This window comes from Streptomyces sp. NPDC026062, assembly GCF_055568375.1.
In genome coordinates this window covers 75,429-92,887 of record NZ_JBVHOQ010000014.1, presented here as the reverse complement: position 1 = coordinate 92,887, position 17,459 = coordinate 75,429, and the positions used below count along the sequence as shown (strand labels likewise).

General features: G+C 72.3%; 11 protein-coding genes and 1 tRNA gene. 10 read left to right on the top strand and 2 right to left on the bottom strand.

Translation table 11 applies throughout. The features are described from left to right. From ACZ4LX_RS15440 to ACZ4LX_RS15415, 6 genes are all read left to right on the top strand, one after another. Window positions 1–975: a carbohydrate ABC transporter permease gene (locus ACZ4LX_RS15440; RefSeq protein WP_467644038.1), complete on the top strand. Its 975-nt coding sequence runs from the start codon at window positions 1–3 to the stop codon at window positions 973–975. Next, complete coding sequence (locus ACZ4LX_RS15435; RefSeq protein ID WP_467644036.1) at window positions 972–1,820, top strand: carbohydrate ABC transporter permease; 849 nt, start codon at window positions 972–974, stop codon at window positions 1,818–1,820. The genes ACZ4LX_RS15440 and ACZ4LX_RS15435 overlap by 4 nt, the downstream gene beginning before the upstream one ends. Window positions 1,821–1,824: 4 nt before the next feature. Next, the gene (locus ACZ4LX_RS15430) at window positions 1,825–3,459 is read left to right on the top strand and encodes a beta-N-acetylhexosaminidase (RefSeq protein WP_467644034.1); all 1,635 of its coding nucleotides are present in this window, start codon (window positions 1,825–1,827) and stop codon (window positions 3,457–3,459) included. A gap of 333 nt (window positions 3,460–3,792) precedes the next feature. Further along, complete coding sequence (locus ACZ4LX_RS15425; RefSeq protein WP_467644033.1) at window positions 3,793–4,689, top strand: FAD binding domain-containing protein; 897 nt, start codon at window positions 3,793–3,795, stop codon at window positions 4,687–4,689. Beyond that, window positions 4,686–6,215: a (2Fe-2S)-binding protein gene (locus tag ACZ4LX_RS15420; RefSeq protein ID WP_467644030.1), complete on the top strand. Its 1,530-nt coding sequence runs from the start codon at window positions 4,686–4,688 to the stop codon at window positions 6,213–6,215. The genes ACZ4LX_RS15425 and ACZ4LX_RS15420 overlap by 4 nt, the downstream gene beginning before the upstream one ends. Further along, on the top strand, window positions 6,212–8,557 hold the full coding sequence (locus tag ACZ4LX_RS15415; protein WP_467644028.1) for a xanthine dehydrogenase family protein molybdopterin-binding subunit: 2,346 nt from the start codon (window positions 6,212–6,214) through the stop codon (window positions 8,555–8,557). Before ACZ4LX_RS15420 ends, ACZ4LX_RS15415 begins: the two co-directional genes overlap by 4 nt. A gap of 158 nt (window positions 8,558–8,715) precedes the next feature. Here ACZ4LX_RS15415 and ACZ4LX_RS15410 read toward each other — a convergent pair. Beyond that, window positions 8,716–8,790 (bottom strand) — tRNA-Cys (locus ACZ4LX_RS15410). Between the two features lie 182 nt (window positions 8,791–8,972). Between ACZ4LX_RS15410 and ACZ4LX_RS15405 the strand changes: the two genes are divergently transcribed. Further along, window positions 8,973–10,454 (top strand): MFS transporter, encoded by a 1,482-nt coding sequence (locus ACZ4LX_RS15405; RefSeq protein WP_467644026.1) that lies wholly within the window; start codon window positions 8,973–8,975, stop codon window positions 10,452–10,454. 244 nt (window positions 10,455–10,698) lie between these two features. Next, complete coding sequence (locus tag ACZ4LX_RS15400; protein ID WP_467644024.1) at window positions 10,699–12,480, top strand: DEAD/DEAH box helicase; 1,782 nt, start codon at window positions 10,699–10,701, stop codon at window positions 12,478–12,480. Between the two features lie 79 nt (window positions 12,481–12,559). Here ACZ4LX_RS15400 and ACZ4LX_RS15395 read toward each other — a convergent pair whose 3' ends face one another. Next, the gene (locus ACZ4LX_RS15395; protein WP_467644021.1) at window positions 12,560–13,111 is read right to left on the bottom strand and encodes a hypothetical protein; all 552 of its coding nucleotides are present in this window, start codon (window positions 13,109–13,111) and stop codon (window positions 12,560–12,562) included. A 291-nt stretch (window positions 13,112–13,402) separates the two neighbouring features. Between ACZ4LX_RS15395 and ACZ4LX_RS15390 the strand changes: the two genes are divergently transcribed. After that, window positions 13,403–15,025 (top strand): WxL domain-containing protein, encoded by a 1,623-nt coding sequence (locus ACZ4LX_RS15390; protein ID WP_467644016.1) that lies wholly within the window; start codon window positions 13,403–13,405, stop codon window positions 15,023–15,025. 134 nt (window positions 15,026–15,159) lie between these two features. Further along, window positions 15,160–17,172, top strand: a complete 2,013-nt coding sequence (locus ACZ4LX_RS15385) for a hypothetical protein (protein WP_467644014.1) — start codon at window positions 15,160–15,162, stop codon at window positions 17,170–17,172. Window positions 17,173–17,459 lie beyond the last annotated feature (287 nt).

Genomic DNA, 17,459 nt, shown 5'->3' with positions numbered 1-17,459 from the left:
ATGACGGCGAACAGTACGGCGTACAAGACGCCCTCCGCATCCGGGACGGACGGCCCCCCGCTCCGTCCGCTCCGGCGCCGCCCCCCGGCCGCACCGGGCGGACGGGGAGGCTGGACCCCCTGGCTGTACCTGCTGCCCGCACTCGTCCTCATGGGCGGGCTGCTGGTCTACCCGATCTACCAACTCGGCCTGATCTCCTTCCTGGAGTACACCCAGGCCCAGGTCAGCGGCGGTGAGCCGGCCACCTTCCAGGGCTTCGGCAACTACACGGCGCTCTTCGGCGACAGCCAGTTCCGGCAGGTGCTGCTGGCCACCGTGCTCTTCGCCGCGGCCTGCGTGCTGGCGACCCTGCTGACCGGCTGCGCGCTGGCCGTCCTGCTGACCCGGGTGCGGGCCGTGCCCAGGCTCGCGCTCATGACGGCCGCGCTCGGCGCGTGGGCGACCCCCGCGATCACCGGCTCGACCGTCTGGGTCTTCCTCTTCGACGCCGACTTCGGCCCGGTCAACCGGGTGCTGGGGCTGGGCGACCACTCCTGGACGTACGGGCGCTACAGCGCCTTCGCGCTGGTGCTGCTCGAAGTCCTGTGGTGCTCGTTCCCGTTCGTGATGGTGACGGTCTACGCGGGCATCCGGGCGATCCCCTCCGAGGTGCTGGAGGCGGCGGCGCTGGACGGCGCCTCGCAGTGGCGGATCTGGCGGTCGGTCATGGCGCCGATGCTGCGGCCGATCCTGGTCGTCGTCACCGTCCAGTCGGTCATCTGGGACTTCAAGATCTTCACCCAGATCTACGTCATGACCAACGGCGGAGGCATCGCCGGACAGAACCTGGTGCTCAACGTGTACGCCTACCAGAAGGCGTTCGCGTCCTCGCAGTACGGCCTCGGCTCGGCGATCGGCGTCGTGATGCTGGTGATCCTGCTGGCCGTCACGCTCGTGTACCTGCGCCTGATGCGGCGACGGGGGGAGGAGCTGTGAGCAAGCGGACCGGACCACGCGTCCGCCGGCCGGGCCGGCTCGCCGCCGACGCCGCGGCCCTGCTGATCGCCGCGGCCGTCGCCTTCCCGCTGTACTGGATGGTGCTCTCGGCCCTCAAGCCGGCCGGTGAGGTCCAGTCGGCGCATCCCAGGCCGTGGACGCTGTCGCCGTCCCTGGACTCCTTCCGCCGGGTCTTCCAGCAGCAGGACTTCGGGCGCTACTTCCTCAACAGCCTGATCGTCGCCGGAACGGTCGTCCTGGTGTCCGCGCTGGTCGCGTTCCTGGCGGCCACGGCGGTCACCCGGTTCAGATTCCGCTTCCGCACCACGCTGCTGATCATGTTCCTGGTCGCGCAGATGGTGCCGGTGGAGGCGCTGACGATCCCGCTGTTCTTCCTGATGCGGGACTTCGGCCAGCTGAACACGCTGGGCTCGCTGATCCTGCCGCACCTCGCCTTCTCGCTGCCCTTCGCGATCTGGATGCTGCGCGGCTTCGTCAGGGCGGTGCCCGAGGCGCTGGAGGAGGCGGCGTACATCGACGGGGCGAGCCGCACCCGCTTCCTGTGGCAGATCCTCTTCCCGCTGGTGCTCCCCGGACTGGTGGCCACCAGCGTCTTCTCGTTCATCACCACCTGGAACGACTTCCTCTTCGCGAAGTCGTTCATCATCAGCGATATCTCGCGCTCCACGCTCCCGATGGCGCTGCTGGTCTTCTTCAAACCCGATGAGAACGACTGGGGCGGGATCATGGCAGCCTCGACGGTGATGACCGTCCCCGTGCTGGTCTTCTTCGTACTCGTACAGCGACGCCTGGTCTCGGGACTGGGCGGAGCGGTTAAGGACTGACGTCATGAACATGGATCTGATCCCGGCCCCGGTGCGCGCCGGTGACCAGGGGCGGTGCGGGTTCCGGCTGGACGCGGCCACCACCATCACCGGGGCGCCCGGCACCGGGAACACCGAGCGCTGGCTGCGCGCCACCCTCGGCGCGGCCTTCGGCCTGCCGCTCGCACCGGGCGCCGAGGGAGCCCCGCGGTCCATCAGGCTGCTGACCGATCCGTCCCTGGAGCCCGAGGCGTACCGGCTGACCACTCAGCCCGACGAGAGCGTCGTGATCACGGGCGGCAGCCCCGCCGGAGTCTTCTGGGGTGCCCAGACGCTGCGTCAGCTGCTGGGACCGGAGGCCTTCCGCCGGGCGCCCGTCGGTGACCGCACCGGGGCCTCCGTCGCGTTCACGGACATCGAGGACCGCCCCCGTTTCGGTTGGCGCGGGATGATGCTCGACGTGGCCCGGCACTTCATGCCGAAGAACGACGTCCTGCGCTACCTCGACCTCCTCGCCGCCCACAAGCTGAACGTCTTCCACTTCCACCTCACCGACGACCAGGGCTGGCGCGTCGAGATCAAGCGCTACCCGCGGCTGACCGAGGTGGGCGCGTGGCGTTCGCGTACGAAGTACGGCCACCGGGCGTCCGAGCTCTGGGACGAGACCCCGTACGGCGGCTACTACACGCAGGACGACATCCGCGAGATCGTGGCCTACGCCGCCGAGCGGCACATCCGGGTCGTCCCCGAGGTCGACATCCCGGGCCACTCGCAGGCCGCCATCAGCGCCTATCCGGAGCTGGGCAACACCGACGTCATCGACACCACCGCGCTGTCGGTCTGGGACACCTGGGGCGTCAACCCCAATGTGCTCGCCCCTTCGGACCACACCCTGCGCTTCTTCGAGGGCGTCTTCGAGGAACTGCTGGAGCTCTTCCCCGCCGACACCTCGCCGTTCATCCACGTCGGCGGCGACGAGTGTCCCAAGGAGCAGTGGAAGCAGTCGCCCGCCGCCCAGGCCCGGATCGCCGAACTCGGCCTCGCCGGCGAGGACGAGCTTCAGTCCTGGTTCATCCGCCACTTCGACACCTGGCTCACCGCGCGGGGCCGCCGGCTCATCGGCTGGGACGAGATCCTGGAGGGCGGACTGGCCGAGGGCGCGGCCGTCTCCTCGTGGCGCGGTTACGCGGGCGGCGTCGCGGCCGCCGAGGCCGGGCACGACGTCGTGATGTGCCCGGAGCAGCAGGTGTATCTGGACCACCGTCAGCACGGCGGCCCCGACGAGCCGATGCCCATCGGATACGTCCGCACGCTGGAGGACGTCTACCGGTTCGAGCCCGTCCCGCCGGCGCTCTCCGAGGAGGCGGCCCGGCACGTCATCGGCACCCAGGCCAATGTCTGGACCGAGGTCATGCAGAACCGGTCCCGCGTCGACTACCAGGTCTTCCCCCGCCTCGCGGCCTTCGCTGAGGTCGCCTGGTCGGCCCTGCCCGCCCCCGCGGACCGGGACTTCGCGGACTTCGGGCGCCGCATGGCCACGCACTACGCCCGGCTCGACGCACTCGGCGTCGACTACCGGCCGCCGGGCGGTCCGTTGCCGTGGCAGCGACGCCCCGGCATCCTCGGCCGCCCGATCGAGGGAACACCCCCGAACGTGTGAGTCCGGACGGATTCCGGTTGCCGCCACCACAGCCCCCGGGGCCGTGGTGGCGGCGTCGTTCCGGGCGGGATTCCGGGTGGGATCCCGCCCGGGGGAGCCGCCGCCCGCCACAGGGGATATGTCGCACAAGCTCATGGAAGAGCGGCAATTCGTACTCTGCGCCGAAGTTGTGCGAAACGGGATCATTCCCCTGGTCAGGGACGGATACACCCTTCGCGGACCCTTGCGTCGGGCCGGTCCGAAGATGTGCCAGAGTTGCCACGTCCGGGCCTTGAGCACGTACCGTACGGCGAAACAGGCCGGACGCCGGGACACCGGGAAGGGGCAGCTGGGTTGACCACGCACGCACCGCAGGCGGCGCAGTCCGTCACGCTGCCTGCCTCGCTGGACGAGGCCGTGGCGGCACTCGGCGCCATGCCCGCCGCCGTCCCCGTGGCAGGCGGCACGGATCTGATGGCAGCCGTCAACAAGGGACTTCTGCGCCCCTCCGGACTGGTCGGCCTCGGCCGGATCAGCGAGCTCCGCGGCTGGCACTACCAGGACGGCCACGCCCTGCTGGGCGCCGGTCTCACCCACGCGCGCATGGGGCGGCCCGACTTCGCCGCCCTCATCCCCGCGCTCGCCGCCTCCGCGCGCGCCGCCGGCCCGCCCCAGATCCGTAACGCCGGAACGCTCGGCGGCAACATCGCCACCGCCGCGCCGACCGGTGACGCCCTGCCGGTGCTCGCCGCCCTGGAGGCCGAGCTCGTCATCGCGGGCCCCGAGGGGGCGCGCCGTGAGATCCCGGTCTCCCATCTCCTGGCGGGCCGCGAGATGCTGGAGCCCGCCGAGCTGATCGGCTTCGTCCGCGTGCCCCTGCTGCACGCCCCGCAGGTCTTCCTCAAGGCGACCGGACGCACCGGCCCCGGCCGCGCCACCGCCTCCGTCGCGATCGTGCTCGACCCGGCCCGCCGCGGGGTGCGCTGCGCGGTCGGCGCCATCGCGCCGATGCCGCTGCGGCCGCTGGAGGCCGAACGCTGGATCGGCTCACTGATCGACTGGGACGGCGAACGGGGCCTGGCCCCCGACGCGCTGGCGGCCTTCGGCGAGTACGTCGCCGCGGCTTGCATCCCGGACCACGCTCCACCGGCCGACGGGGGAGAGGCACCACCGCTTCCCCCGGCCGTACTGCACCTGCGGCGCACCGTCGCCGCGCTGGCCCGACGCGCGCTGGGGAGGGCACTGTCGTGAGCAACGAGGACCACACCGGTCAGCACGGGGGCTGGGAGCCCACCGCGCAGAGCGGCGAGTACGACGTGGAGGCGACCGCCTTCGTCCACCTGCCGCCGGAGGACCTGGCGAACATCCCGCTGGCCGCTCCCGGCCAGGGGTACGTACCGCCGATGATCGTTCCGCTGACCCCCGCGGCCGGCCTCGACCCGGCGGCCACCGGCAGCTGGGCCCTCCCGGCGCAGGACCAGCAGGACCCGCACGGCCGGCAGGACCACGGCGCGGAGCCCGCGCCAGCCGCGGTGCACTGGCCGGACCCCAACCAGCAGCAGACCGGGTACGGATACCCGCAGCCCGGTCCGGAGGCGTCCCGGGAGTACCCGGACCAGTACCCCGGGGACCCGGCCGCCACCGGCCAGTGGAACTTCGCCGAGGAGGGCGGCCACACCGGGCAGTGGACGATCCCGGTGGCCGACGGCGAGCTCCCGGAGGAGTCCGGCGAGTTCTCGGCGTCCGCGCTGGCCGCCGGGCTGTACGCGAACCGCACCCCGCCGGCCACGCTGCCGGGCGGCGCGCCCGCGCCGTGGGCGACGCGGGAGCCGCAGGAACCGCAGTCCGGCGCCAGGGACACCCCGGTGCTGGGGACGGACCTGGGCCGGCTGCCGGAGCCCGCGTCCGACGCGCCGTCCGAAGCCGCCGACGAGCCCGGACCGGACCCGGTCGCCGAAGCCGTCCCGGGCATGCCCGGGGAACCGGCGCACCTGACCCCGGCGGACGAGGACGCGCAGGACGCGCAGCGGCCCGAGGCGGCGGCCCCGGACGCGGCGGAGCCCGCCGCGGACGAGGACGGGCCGGTGCCGGACGACGTGGTGCCGGACGAGCCGGCCCCGGACGCCGCCGCACCCGACGACCCGGTCGCGGACACCCCGCCCGCCGTCCCGCTCGACCTCCCCAGCGAGCACCCCGCCACCTCCTACGTCCTCCATGTGAACGGCGCCGACCGGCCCGTCACCGACGCCTGGATCGGCGAGTCGCTCCTCTACGTGCTGCGCGAACGCCTCGGCCTCGCCGGCGCCAAGGACGGCTGCTCGCAGGGCGAGTGCGGTGCCTGCAACGTCCAGGTGGACGGCCGGCTCGTCGCCTCCTGCCTGGTCCCCGCGGCCACGGCGGCGGGCAGCGAGGTCCGTACGGTCGAGGGGCTGGCCGTCGACGGCGAGCCGTCCGACGTCCAGCGGGCCCTCGCGGACCGCGGCGCCGTCCAGTGCGGCTTCTGCATCCCCGGCATGGCGATGACCATCCACGACCTGCTGGAGGGCAACCACGCCCCCAGCGAGCTGGAGACCCGTCAGGCACTCTGCGGCAACCTCTGCCGCTGTTCCGGCTACCGCGGCGTGCTCGACGCCGTGAACGAGGTCGTCGCGGGCCGCGAGGCGGCCTCGGCACCCGCGCAGGAATCCGCGGAGCCGGAAGAGGCCCGCATCCCGCACCAGGCACCGCCGGGCGCGGGTAGTGTGCAGGCCCATCTGCAGGACGGAGGCATGGCGTGAGCAACGACGCGGCCACCGCTGCGGGCGCGACCCACACGGCGATCAGCATCCCGTCACTGGACGGCCCCAGCGGCCCCGGCACCGAGCGGCCGCCGTTCGGCCTCGGCGCCTCCCTGCCGCCGGCCGACACCCGCGCGAAGACCGAGGGCACCTTCCCGTACGCCGCCGACCTGTGGGCCGAGGGACTGCTCTGGGCGGCCGTGCTCCGCTCCCCGCACCCGCACGCCCGCATCCTGTCCATCGACACCTCGGCCGCCGCCGAGATGCCGGGCGTCCGCGCGGTCGTCACCCACGAGGACGTCCCAGGCGAGAGCGACTACGGGCGCCGCGTCGTCGACCGTCCCGTCTTCGCCTCCGACCTGGTCCGCCACCACGGCGAGCCGATCGCCGCGGTCGCCGCCGACCACCCCGACACCGCCCGGCTGGCCGCCGCCGCGATCACCGTCGAGTACGAGGTGCTGGATCCGGTCACCGACCCGGAGAAGGCCTTCACAGCCGAGCCGCTGCACCCCGACGGCAACCTGATCCGCCACATCCCGCTGCGCTACGGCGACCCCGAGATCGTCGGCGAGGTCGTCGTCGAGGGCCTGTACCGCATCGGCCGTCAGGACCCGGCACCCATCGGCGCCGAGGCCGGACTCGCCGTGCCCCGCCCCGACGGCGGCGTGGAGATCTACACCGCGTCCACCGATCCGCACACCGACCGCGACCTCGCCGCAGCCTGCTTCGGCCTCGAACCGGACCGGGTGAAGATCGTCGTCACCGGAGTGCCCGGCGCCACCGGCGACCGCGAGGACCCCGGCTTCCAGCTCCCCCTCGGCCTGCTCGCCCTGCGTACCGGCTGCCCGGTCAAACTGGCCGCCACCCGCGAGGAGTCCTTCCTCGGCCACGCGCACCGCCACCCGACGCTGCTCCGCTACCGCCACCACGCGGACGCCGAGGGCCGCCTGGTGAAGGTCGAGGCCCAGATCCTGCTCGACGCGGGTGCCTACGCGGACGCCTCGTCGGAGTCTCTGGCCGCGGCGGTCGCCTTCGCCTGCGGTCCGTACGTCGTGCCGCACGCCTTCATCGAGGGCTGGGCGGTCCGTACGAACAACCCGCCCTCCGGCCATGTGCGGGGCGAGGGCGCGATGCAGGTCTGTGCCGCGTACGAGGGCCAGATGGACAAGCTGGCGGCCAAGCTCTGCATCGAACCGGCCGAACTGCGGATGCGCAACGTCCTGTCCACCGGCGACATCCTGCCCACCGGGCAGACGGTGACCTGCCCCGCCCCGGTCGCGGAACTCCTTCGCTCCGTAAGCGACTTCCCGCTTCCCGCGCTGCCGAAGGATGCCCCGGAGGACGACTGGCTGCTGCCCGGCGGCCCCGAGGGCGCGGGTGAGCCCGGCGCCGTGCGGCGCGGAGTCGGATACGCGCTCGGCATGGTCCACATGCTCGGCGCCGAGGGCACCGACGAGGTCTCCACCGCCACGGTCCGGGTCCACGACGGAGTCGCCACCGTCATCTGCGCCGCGGTCGAGACGGGGCAGGGCTTCTCCACGCTGGCCCGTCAGGTCGTGCAGGAGACGCTGGGCATCGAGGAGGTGCATGTCGCGGCCGTCGACACCGACCAGCCCCCGGCCGGTCCGGCGACACACGGCCGCCACACCTGGGTCTCGGCCGGAGCGGTCGAGCGCGCGGCGAAGATGGTCCGCACCCAGCTCCTCCAGCCGCTCGCCCACAAGTTCGGTATGTCCACCGAGCTGCTTCAGATCGCCGACGGCAAGATCACCTCGTACGACGGGGTGCTCTCCACGACGGTCGCGGAGGCGATGGACGGCAAGGAGCTCTGGGCCACCGCCCAGTGCCGTCCCCACCCCACCGAGCCGCTCGACGAGTCCGGTCAGGGCGACGCCTTCGTCGGTCTCGCGTTCTGCGCGATCCGTGCCGTGGTGGACGTCGACATCGAGCTCGGCTCGGTCCGTGTCGTGGAGATGGCGATCGCCCAGGACGTCGGCCGGGTCCTGAACCCGTCCCAGCTGGCGACCCGGATCGAGGCCGGTGTCACGCAGGGCATCGGGGCCGCGCTGACGGAGAACCTCCGCAGCGCCCGCGGTCTCGTCCGCCACCCCGACCTGACGGGTTACGCCCTGCCCACGGCGCTGGACGCGCCGGACATCCGCATCGTCAGGCTCATCGAGGAACGTGACGTGGTGGCCCCCTTCGGCGCCAAGCCCGCCTCGGCGATCCCGGTCGTGACCTCGCCGGCCGCCGTGGCCGCGGCGGTCCGCTCGGCCACCGGGCGCCCGGTCAACCGCCTCCCGATCAGGCCCCAGGCGGCAGTCGCCACCGCCAAGTCCTGAGCCGCCCCGACAGCCGCCGGGCCCGGGAGCGCGGAAGCGCCCCCCGGGGCGGCCGGACCCGCCGGTTCCCGTCGGGACCTTCGCTCTCCGGCGGATCCGGGGCGGCCCGTGAACGCACCGCCGCCCGCCCCTCTGCGTGAGGGACGGGCGGCGGTGTGTGGAGACCGTGACCGGATTCGAACCGGTGTAACTCGAGTTGCAGTCGAGCCCCTGAGCCTCTCGGGCACACGGTCGTGCGTTGTTCTGTGCTCGACCGTAGACCCGGGCCGGCCGGCCGTTCAAGGGTGCGGGCCGCCGTGAAACGCGACTGCCATACGGCGTTCACGTTTCGCTGGGCGGTCCTACGTCCAAGGGCCGAGAACGGAGGCGACCTGCGACAGGGCCCACGGTGGATTTTGCCCCTTACTCTGGGGCTATGACCGCCCTGGAACCGCGCGACGCCGATGTCTCGTCCCGCACCGAAGACACCGTCGACGCCCTGAGAACAGCAGTGGCGGCTCCGCCCGAAGGAGTTCTCGGGCGGACCTACCGGGCGCTGAGCGTCGGCATCGTCTCCGTCGTGTTCCTGATCGCCTTCGAGGCGACCGCGGTGGGGACCGCCATGCCCGTCGCCGCCCGTGAGCTGCACGGCATCCCGCTGTACGCGTTCGCGTTCTCGGCGTACTTCACCACCAGCCTCTTCGCCATGGTGCTGTCCGGCCAGTGGGCCGACCGGCGCGGGCCGCTCGCGCCGCTCGCCGCCGGGATCAGCGCCTTCGGGGCGGGGCTGCTGCTCTCCGGGACCGCGGGCACGATGTGGATGTTCATCGCGGGCCGGGCGGTGCAGGGGCTCGGCGGCGGGCTGGTGATCGTCGCGCTGTACGTGGTGATCAGCCGGGCCTATCCGGAGCGTCTGAGGCCGTCGATCCTGGCCGCGTTCGCCGCGAGCTGGGTGATCCCGTCCGTCGTGGGGCCCCTGGCCTCCGGGAGCGTGACCGAGCACCTGGGCTGGCGCTGGGTCTTCATCGGCATCCCCGTGCTGGTCGTCTTCCCGCTCGCGCTCGCGCTGCCCGCGATCCGGCGTACGGCGTCCGGCCCCGCGGACCCGTCGGCGCCGGTGGAACCGTACGACCGCCGGCGCATCGCGCTCGCGCTGGGCATGTCGCTGGGTGCCGGTCTGCTCCAGTACGCCGGGCAGGAGCGGAACTGGATCTCCCTGCTGCCCGCCGTCGCGGGGGTCGCGCTGCTCGTTCCCGCCGTGCGGGGGCTGCTGCCGGCGGGCACCGGGCGGGCCGCGCGCGGGCTTCCCTCCGTGGTGCTGCTGCGCGGGGTGGCGGCCGGATCGTTCATCGCCGCGGAATCGTTCGTCCCGCTGATGCTCGTCACCCAGCGCGGGCTCTCCCCGACGATGGCCGGATTCTCGCTCGCGGCCGGCGGCGGGACATGGGCGCTGGGCAGCTACGTACAGTCCAGACCGCGTCTGGAGCGGCATCGCGAGCGGCTGATGCTGGGCGGCATGGTGCTGGTCGCCGCGGCGATAGCGGCCGCACCGGCCGTGCTGATCCAGGCGGTGCCCGTCTGGAGCCTGGCCGTGGTCTGGGCCGTCGGCTGCTTCGGCATGGGCGTGGTCATCGCCTCGACGAGCGTCCTGCTGCTGAAGCTGTCCGCACCCGAGGAGGCCGGGGCGAACTCGGCGGCGCTCCAGATCTCCGACGGCCTCTCCAACGTCCTGCTGCTGGCGGCGGGCGGCGCGGCCTTCGCGGCGCTCGGCGGGGGAGCGGTGGGCGCGGTGCACGAGGCGGTGGAGGCGGGCGCGTCCGGCTCGCACCCGGGGGCGTTCGCGGTGGTGTTCCTGCCGATGGCGGGAGTCGCGCTGGTGGGGGCGTGGGTGGCCACCAGGGTGCGGACGAACGCGTAGCACCGCGTGGTCCCAGGCGGTCGGGGAACGCTGGAGGACGCCCGGGACCGCGGAGCGGCTGTCCGGGTTCGCCCCGTGGACGCTCCCCTGTGAAGCGGGTCTCAGCGGTGCGGAACCACGGCTGGTTCGTACGGGGTTCCGCCCCGGCCCCCGGTAGGGTGGCCCGGTTGTCGTATCGCGTACGGGCCCGTCCCGGGCCACGCGGACAGCACCACACGTACCCGAGAGACCCGAACCGGAGACCGTGACTACTACCGCCTCCCACCACCTCTCACCCGCCTTTCCCGGCCGCGCTCCCTGGGGCACGGCCGGGAAGCTGCGAGCCTGGCAGCAGGGCGCCCTCGAGAGGTACATCCAGGAGCAGCCCCGCGACTTCCTCGCGGTCGCGACCCCAGGCGCGGGGAAGACCACCTTCGCGCTGACCCTCGCCTCATGGCTGCTCCACCACCACGTCGTGCAGCAGATCACCGTCGTCGCGCCCACCGAGCACCTGAAGAAGCAGTGGGCGGAGGCGGCCGCCCGGATAGGGATCAAGCTCGACCCCGAGTACAGCGCGGGTCCCGTGAGCAAGGAGTACCACGGGGTCGCGGTCACGTACGCGGGTGTCGGTGTCCGCCCGATGCTGCACCGCAACCGGTGCGAGCAGCGCAAGACCCTGGTGATCCTCGACGAGATCCACCACGCCGGTGACTCGAAGTCCTGGGGCGAGGCGTGCCAGGAGGCGTTCGACCCGGCGACCCGGCGGCTCGCCCTCACCGGCACGCCCTTCCGCTCGGACACCAATCCGATCCCCTTCGTCGCGTACGAGGAGGGCAACGACGGCATCCGGCGTTCCTCGGCCGACTACACTTACGGCTACGGCAACGCGCTCGCCGACGGCGTCGTCCGCCCGGTCATCTTCCTCAGCTACAGCGGCAACATGCGCTGGCGCACCAAGGCCGGTGACGAGATCGCCGCCCGGCTCGGCGAGCCGATGACCAAGGACGCCATCGGCCAGGCCTGGCGCACCGCGCTCGCGCCCACCGGCGACTGGATCCCCAATGTCCTCAGCGCCGCCGACACGCGGCTCACCGAGGTCCGCAAGGGCATCCCGGACGCGGGCGGGCTCGTCATCGCCACCGACCAGGAGTCGGCGCGCGAGTACGCCAAGATCCTCAGGAAGGTGACCGGCGAGAAGCCCACCGTCGTCCTCTCCGACGAGAAGGCCGCGTCGAAGAAGATCGACGCGTTCACCGAGGACGGATCGCGCTGGATGGTGGCGGTCCGCATGGTGTCGGAGGGCGTCGACGTGCCGCGCCTGGCCGTCGGTGTGTACGCCACCACCATCTCGACGCCCCTCTTCTTCGCCCAGGCCGTCGGCCGCTTCGTGCGCTCCCGCAGGCGCGGCGAGACCGCCTCCGTCTTCGTCCCCACGATCCCGATGCTCCTCGACTTCGCCAACGAGATGGAGGTCGAGCGGGACCACGTCCTCGACAAGCCCAAGAAGGGCAGCGACGAGGAGAACCCGTTCTCCGAGGAGGACAAGCTCCTCGCCGACGCCGAAAAGCTGGAGGACGAGGAGACCGAGGAGCAGCTGCCCTTCGAGGCGCTGGAGTCCGACGCGGTCTTCGACCGGGTGCTGTACGACGGTGCCGAGTTCGGCATGCAGGCACACCCGGGCAGCGAGGAGGAGCAGGACTACCTCGGCATTCCGGGGCTGCTCGAACCCGACCAGGTGCAGCTGCTGCTCCAGAAGCGGCAGACCCGGCAGATCGCGCACAGCCGGCAGAAGCCGGCCTCGGAGGCGGACCTGCTGGAGAAGCCGGCCGGGGACCGGCCGGTGGTCACGCACAAGCAGCTGCTGGGGCTGCGCAAGCAGCTGAACACGATGGTGTCCGCCTACACGCATCAGAGCGGCAAGCCGCACGGGGTCATCCACACCGAGCTGCGCCGGGTGTGCGGCGGGCCGCCGAGCGCGGAGGCCACGGCCGGGCAGATCGAGCAGCGGATCAAGAAGGTCCAGGAGTGGGCCACCCGGATGACGTGAGCCGACGGGGGTGTACGGCGCACCGGCCCGGGGCGGGAACCATGGTTCCCCGCCCCGGGCCGGTGTCATGCGAGGGCCGCTACCAGACGAACGGCGCGGACTGGACGGACGTCGCCACGCACGGCACGGTGGCGGACGTCGGGGACGAGGTCACGATCTGCAGTGACCAGTTGGTGGCGCTCGCGGGAGTGGGCAGCACCACGGAGTTGGTGCTGTCACCCGTCGCCAGCGTGCCGGAGCTGAGCTTCAGGGGCCCCAGGGTGATCGGATTGGGGTAGCTCATGCCCGGGTTGGCCTTGGCCGAGAACTGGACCTGACTGGTGACTCCGCCCGAGGTCTTGGAGACCTTGAGCGTCGTCGTGATGCTGTTCGGGTCGGCACTCGAACCGGCCGGCATCGTGATCGCCGACGACGTGAGCTTGATCGTCTTGGCCGTGCCGCTGTCGGCTGCGGTCAGGGTCGCGGAGCCGCTGCCCCAGGATCCGCAGTCGAAGGTGGCGGTCGCGGTGGCCGGGGCCACCGCGGTGGCCGACGGGGCCGACAGGGCGAGCAGGGCGCCGGCGGAACAGGCCGCCGCCAGCACCAGCGGCAGGCGTCTTCGGCCCGGCGCGCGGGTGAATGAGATCGACATGGCGGGTGGAACTCCTTCCGGTTGAATTCCGTGGATCCGTCGTCCCGTTGCACTCGGTGCATTCGCTGTACGTACGGATCTGAGTGCCGGGCCCGGCATGTCGGGTGCAGTGAAACGGTGATCTTCGAAGAAGTCAACAGGTATGCGAAAAACGTCGGTCCACATCCCTTTGGGGCATTTCAGGAAAGGATCAATCGGCTCTCTCTTGACTTCTCTGCACGTGACCTCCTCAATGTGCGCAATCAATGCTCCATGAAAGGGTGTCAGGTGATCCGACGACGAAGACCCGGTGTGACCGGTCTGCTGGCGGCCTGCTTCGTACTGTCGCTGGGCTGCGTCGGGGCGACGGCCGCGCCGTCCCCGCCCACCGCGGGTCCGGCCGCCGCGGCCGGCACGGTGACCCCGTCCGTGCACTGTGTCCTGCCGGCGGGGCAGGGCGAGGCGACCGGGCCGCAGGACATGACCGTCGAGCTGTCGCCCGCCGTCGTCGAACCGGGCGGAAAGGTGCACGCGAAGGTGGTGCTGGGCCCGTCCCCTGCCACCAGCGGCCTGGCCCTGAACGACGTGCCGACCATCCCCAGCCTCGACCTCGCGATGACGGGCGGGGCCACCGGCACCGTCACCGTGCGGGGCGCCGAGGTCGTGCTGGACATCCCGGCCGGGGTGCCCATCGAGATCCCGGCGTACGAAGGCGACTTCCTGGTCCCCGCCGACGCCTCGGGCGACATCTCGTTCGCCCCGGTCCGCACGCTGACGCAGACCAAGGTGCTCGGATCGGTCTTCGAGACGCCCTGCGACGTCGTCGACGGCGGTGGTTCCGTCGGCACGGTCACCGCGGAGGGCTCCGCGTCGGAGCCGGCCACCCTGACCGCGCCCGCAGATCCGGTACGGCCGCACACCGAGGTGAAGCTGGGCGGTTCGGGATGGACCCCCGGCGGCACCCCCGTCCCGTCACTGTGCGCGGTGGGCGGTGGCGGCTGTGACCCGCTGAAGTTCATCGCCCACGCCCTGAGGATCGACTCCTACGGAACGCTCACCGGCACCGCGACCCTGGGCGAGGCCGGGGCGGTGCCCGACGGCAGCTACGCGGTGAAGGTCAACGACGGTACGAAGGAGGCCACCGCCCCCCTCACCGTCGAAGCCGTCGCGGCCGGGAACCGGGAGATCACGCTGTCGTCCGGCAGCGGCCCGGTCGGGAGCGTGATCACCGTCAGCGGCCGGAACTACAACGCGGACCGCTGGATCAACGTCATCGGCCTCGACGCCTCGGGCGCCACGCTCGACGACAGCGCGGTCTACGCCAAGAGCGGCACGGACGGCACCTTCGCCGTCGAGTTCACCGTCACCTCCGACGCCGTCGCCGCCGTCCAGGCCGACGAGGGCAACGACCCGGCGACCGTACGCACCGCCCCGTTCACCGTCACCACCGGTGGCGGCGGTGGCGGCAGCACGGCCGAGCAGCGGGTGAGCACCATGGTCAGGGCGGGAACGCTCTCCATGACCCAGGACGGCGACACCGTCGACTTCGGTACGACGGTCCTGGGCGAGGGCAGCGGCGTACAGAGGGCCCACCTCAACCGGGTGGAGGTGCAGGACGCCCGCGGTGTCAACAGCGGCTGGTCCCTGACCGCCACCCTCACCGGCTTCACGAGCGCCGACGGGGGCACCATCCCGGCCGGTGCGGTGCGATGGGCGCCCGCCTGCACGGCACAGGACGGGAGCGTGGGGGCGCCGGTCGCCGGATCGCCCACCGTGCTCGGGAGCGAGGCGGCGAGCCTCTGCCGGATGAATCCGGACGGATCACGTCCGTTCACCGGCGGGAAGTTCGACGCCGAGGCCGGTCTCGCCCTCACCGTTCCCGAATTCACCCGGCCCGGAGATTACAGCGCCACCCTGACCCTGACCCTGCTGTGAGTGCGTAAAGGCCATCGGAGTCATCAGGGGAAAACAGTCACGACGCCCGTCTGTTCCGTACGGAAATGGAACAGGCGGGCGTCGCCCATTCCGCTTTCGGACCAGTCGCATTCCGTTTCCTTTGGAGGAGCCGCATGTTCGCGCATCGCAGACCCGCCGGAAGGCCGGGCCGCTCGGCCTTACGCCGCGCCGTCGCCCTCGGCGCAGGAGCCGTACTCGTCTGGACCGGGGGAGCCGTCGCGCTCGCGCCCCTCGCCCACGCCGGCACCATCACCCCGACCGTCCACTGCACCCTGCCCGCCGGCCAGGGCCAGGCGGACGGGCCGCAGCAGTTCGGCGTCGAGCTGACGCCCGACGTCGTCGACCCCGGCGGCAAGGTCCACGCCAAGGTGACGCTCGGCCCGTCGCCCGCCACCAGCGGCCTCAGCCTCAACGACGTACCCACCACCCCCAGCCTCGACCTCGCCATGTCCGGCGGCGCCACCGGCACGGTCACCGTCACCGGACCCGAGGTCACCCTCGACGTCCCGTCCGGCCAGCCGATCGAGATCCCGCCGTACGAAGGGGACTTCCTCATCCCCGCCAACGCGAGCGGCCCGATCACCTTCACCCCCCTGCGCAACGTCACCCGCACCAAGGTGCTCGGCTCCACCTACACGACCACCTGCGAGGTCACCTCGGGCGGCGGCTCCATCGGCACCGTGACGGCGGAGGGCAGCGCAGGCCAGCCCGCCACCCTCATCGCCCCCACCGCACCGGCCAGGCCGTCCAGCGCCGTCGCCCTCTCCGGCAGCCGCTGGACCGCGGGCGCCACCCCCGTGCCCTCGCTCTGCGCGACGGACGGCGGCGGCTGCGACGCCGGGAAGTTCGCGAGCAGTTCCCTCGCGATCAACGCGTCCGGACAGCTGACCGGCAGCGCCGTGCTCGCCCCGGCCGGCACCGTGCCGGACGGCTCGTACCTCGTGAAGGTCGGCGACGGTACGAAGGAGGCCACCGCACCTCTGACCGTCACCGCCTTCGTCCCTCAGGGCCCCCGCGCCATCGCCCTGTCCCGGAGCAGTGGACCGGTCGGCAGCGTCATCGCCGTCACCGGCAGCGACTACTACCAGGACCGGTGGATCAACACCATCGGCCTCGACGCCACCGGAGCGACGCTCGACGACACGGCCGTCTACGTGAAGAGCCGCCCCGACGGCACGTTCTCCGTCGACTTCACCGTCTCCGATCCGGCGATCGCCTCGATCCAGGTCGACGAGGGCAACGACCCGGCGACCGTCCTGACCACACCGTTCACCGTGACCGAGGCCACCGCGACGCTCTCCGCCGGCGCGGCCAAGGTCAAACCGGGCGGGGCCATCGGCGTCTCCGGTGACGGCTGGCCCTCCGGCGTCACCCCCACCGCCGCCCTGTGCGCGGCCGACGGCAGCGGCTGCGCCGCCGCCGGAATCAGCGCCTCCACCCTGCGGATCGCCGCCGACGGCACCCTGACCGGCACGGTCACCGCCGCCGGCTCGACCGCCCGCGGCGTCTACGCGCTCCAGGTCACGGCCGGCGGCGCGCAGGCGCTCACCCAGCTGACCGTCGCCCCGACCTTCGTCGTCCTCACGCCGTCGTCCGGACCGAAGGGCACCGCGGTCACCGTCCTCGGACAGGGCTTCGCGAAGGTGGCGACCGTGTCGATCGTGGGGCTGCGGGCGGACGGCTCGCAGACCTCCGACTCGGTGCGGACCAAGGTGGTCGGCCTCGACGGGGCGTTCTCGCAGACCTTCACCGTCAACGCGGCCGACACCGTCGCCCTCAGAGTCCGCGAGGTCCTCGTCAACCCGCGCACGGAGACAGCCGCCTTCACCGTCCAGGACGGCACCGCCCCGGCCGGGGCCTCCTTCGCGCTCTCGCCGCCCGAGGGGCCGCCCGGCACGGTCGTCCAGGTGACCGGGCGGGGCTTCGCGCCCGTCGCCACGGTCTCCGTCACCGGACGCACCGCGGACGGCAAGCAGACCTCCGACTCCTACGTCACCCGGGTCATCGGACTCGACGGCACGTTCGCCCTCAACTTCACCGTCCGGGACCCGGCGACGAAGTCGATCAGGGCCTGCGAGGTCCTCGTGAACGGAAAAACTGTTCAGAAATTGTTCACGGTGAGTTAACGCCGGTTCACATCCGGTGTACGGAGCGTCGCGAGGGAGTCGGCCGACATGGACGCGCGTAGATGCGCGCCGTTCGGCCGACGCCTCGCTGACCGGCGCTTATGCTCACGACGCGCAACCGCCTCTCCGCGAGCGCCCGGATTCTGGACGAGGTCTTCCGCTGAGCGGACTGGCTCGCTACTGTCCCAAAAATGTGAACGCCCCGTGGCAACGCCGCCGCGGAGCGCAGCCGGTGCCTTGGCCAGGCCGGCGGCCTCTCCGTGCGTCGCCGCTGGGACCGGCGACGC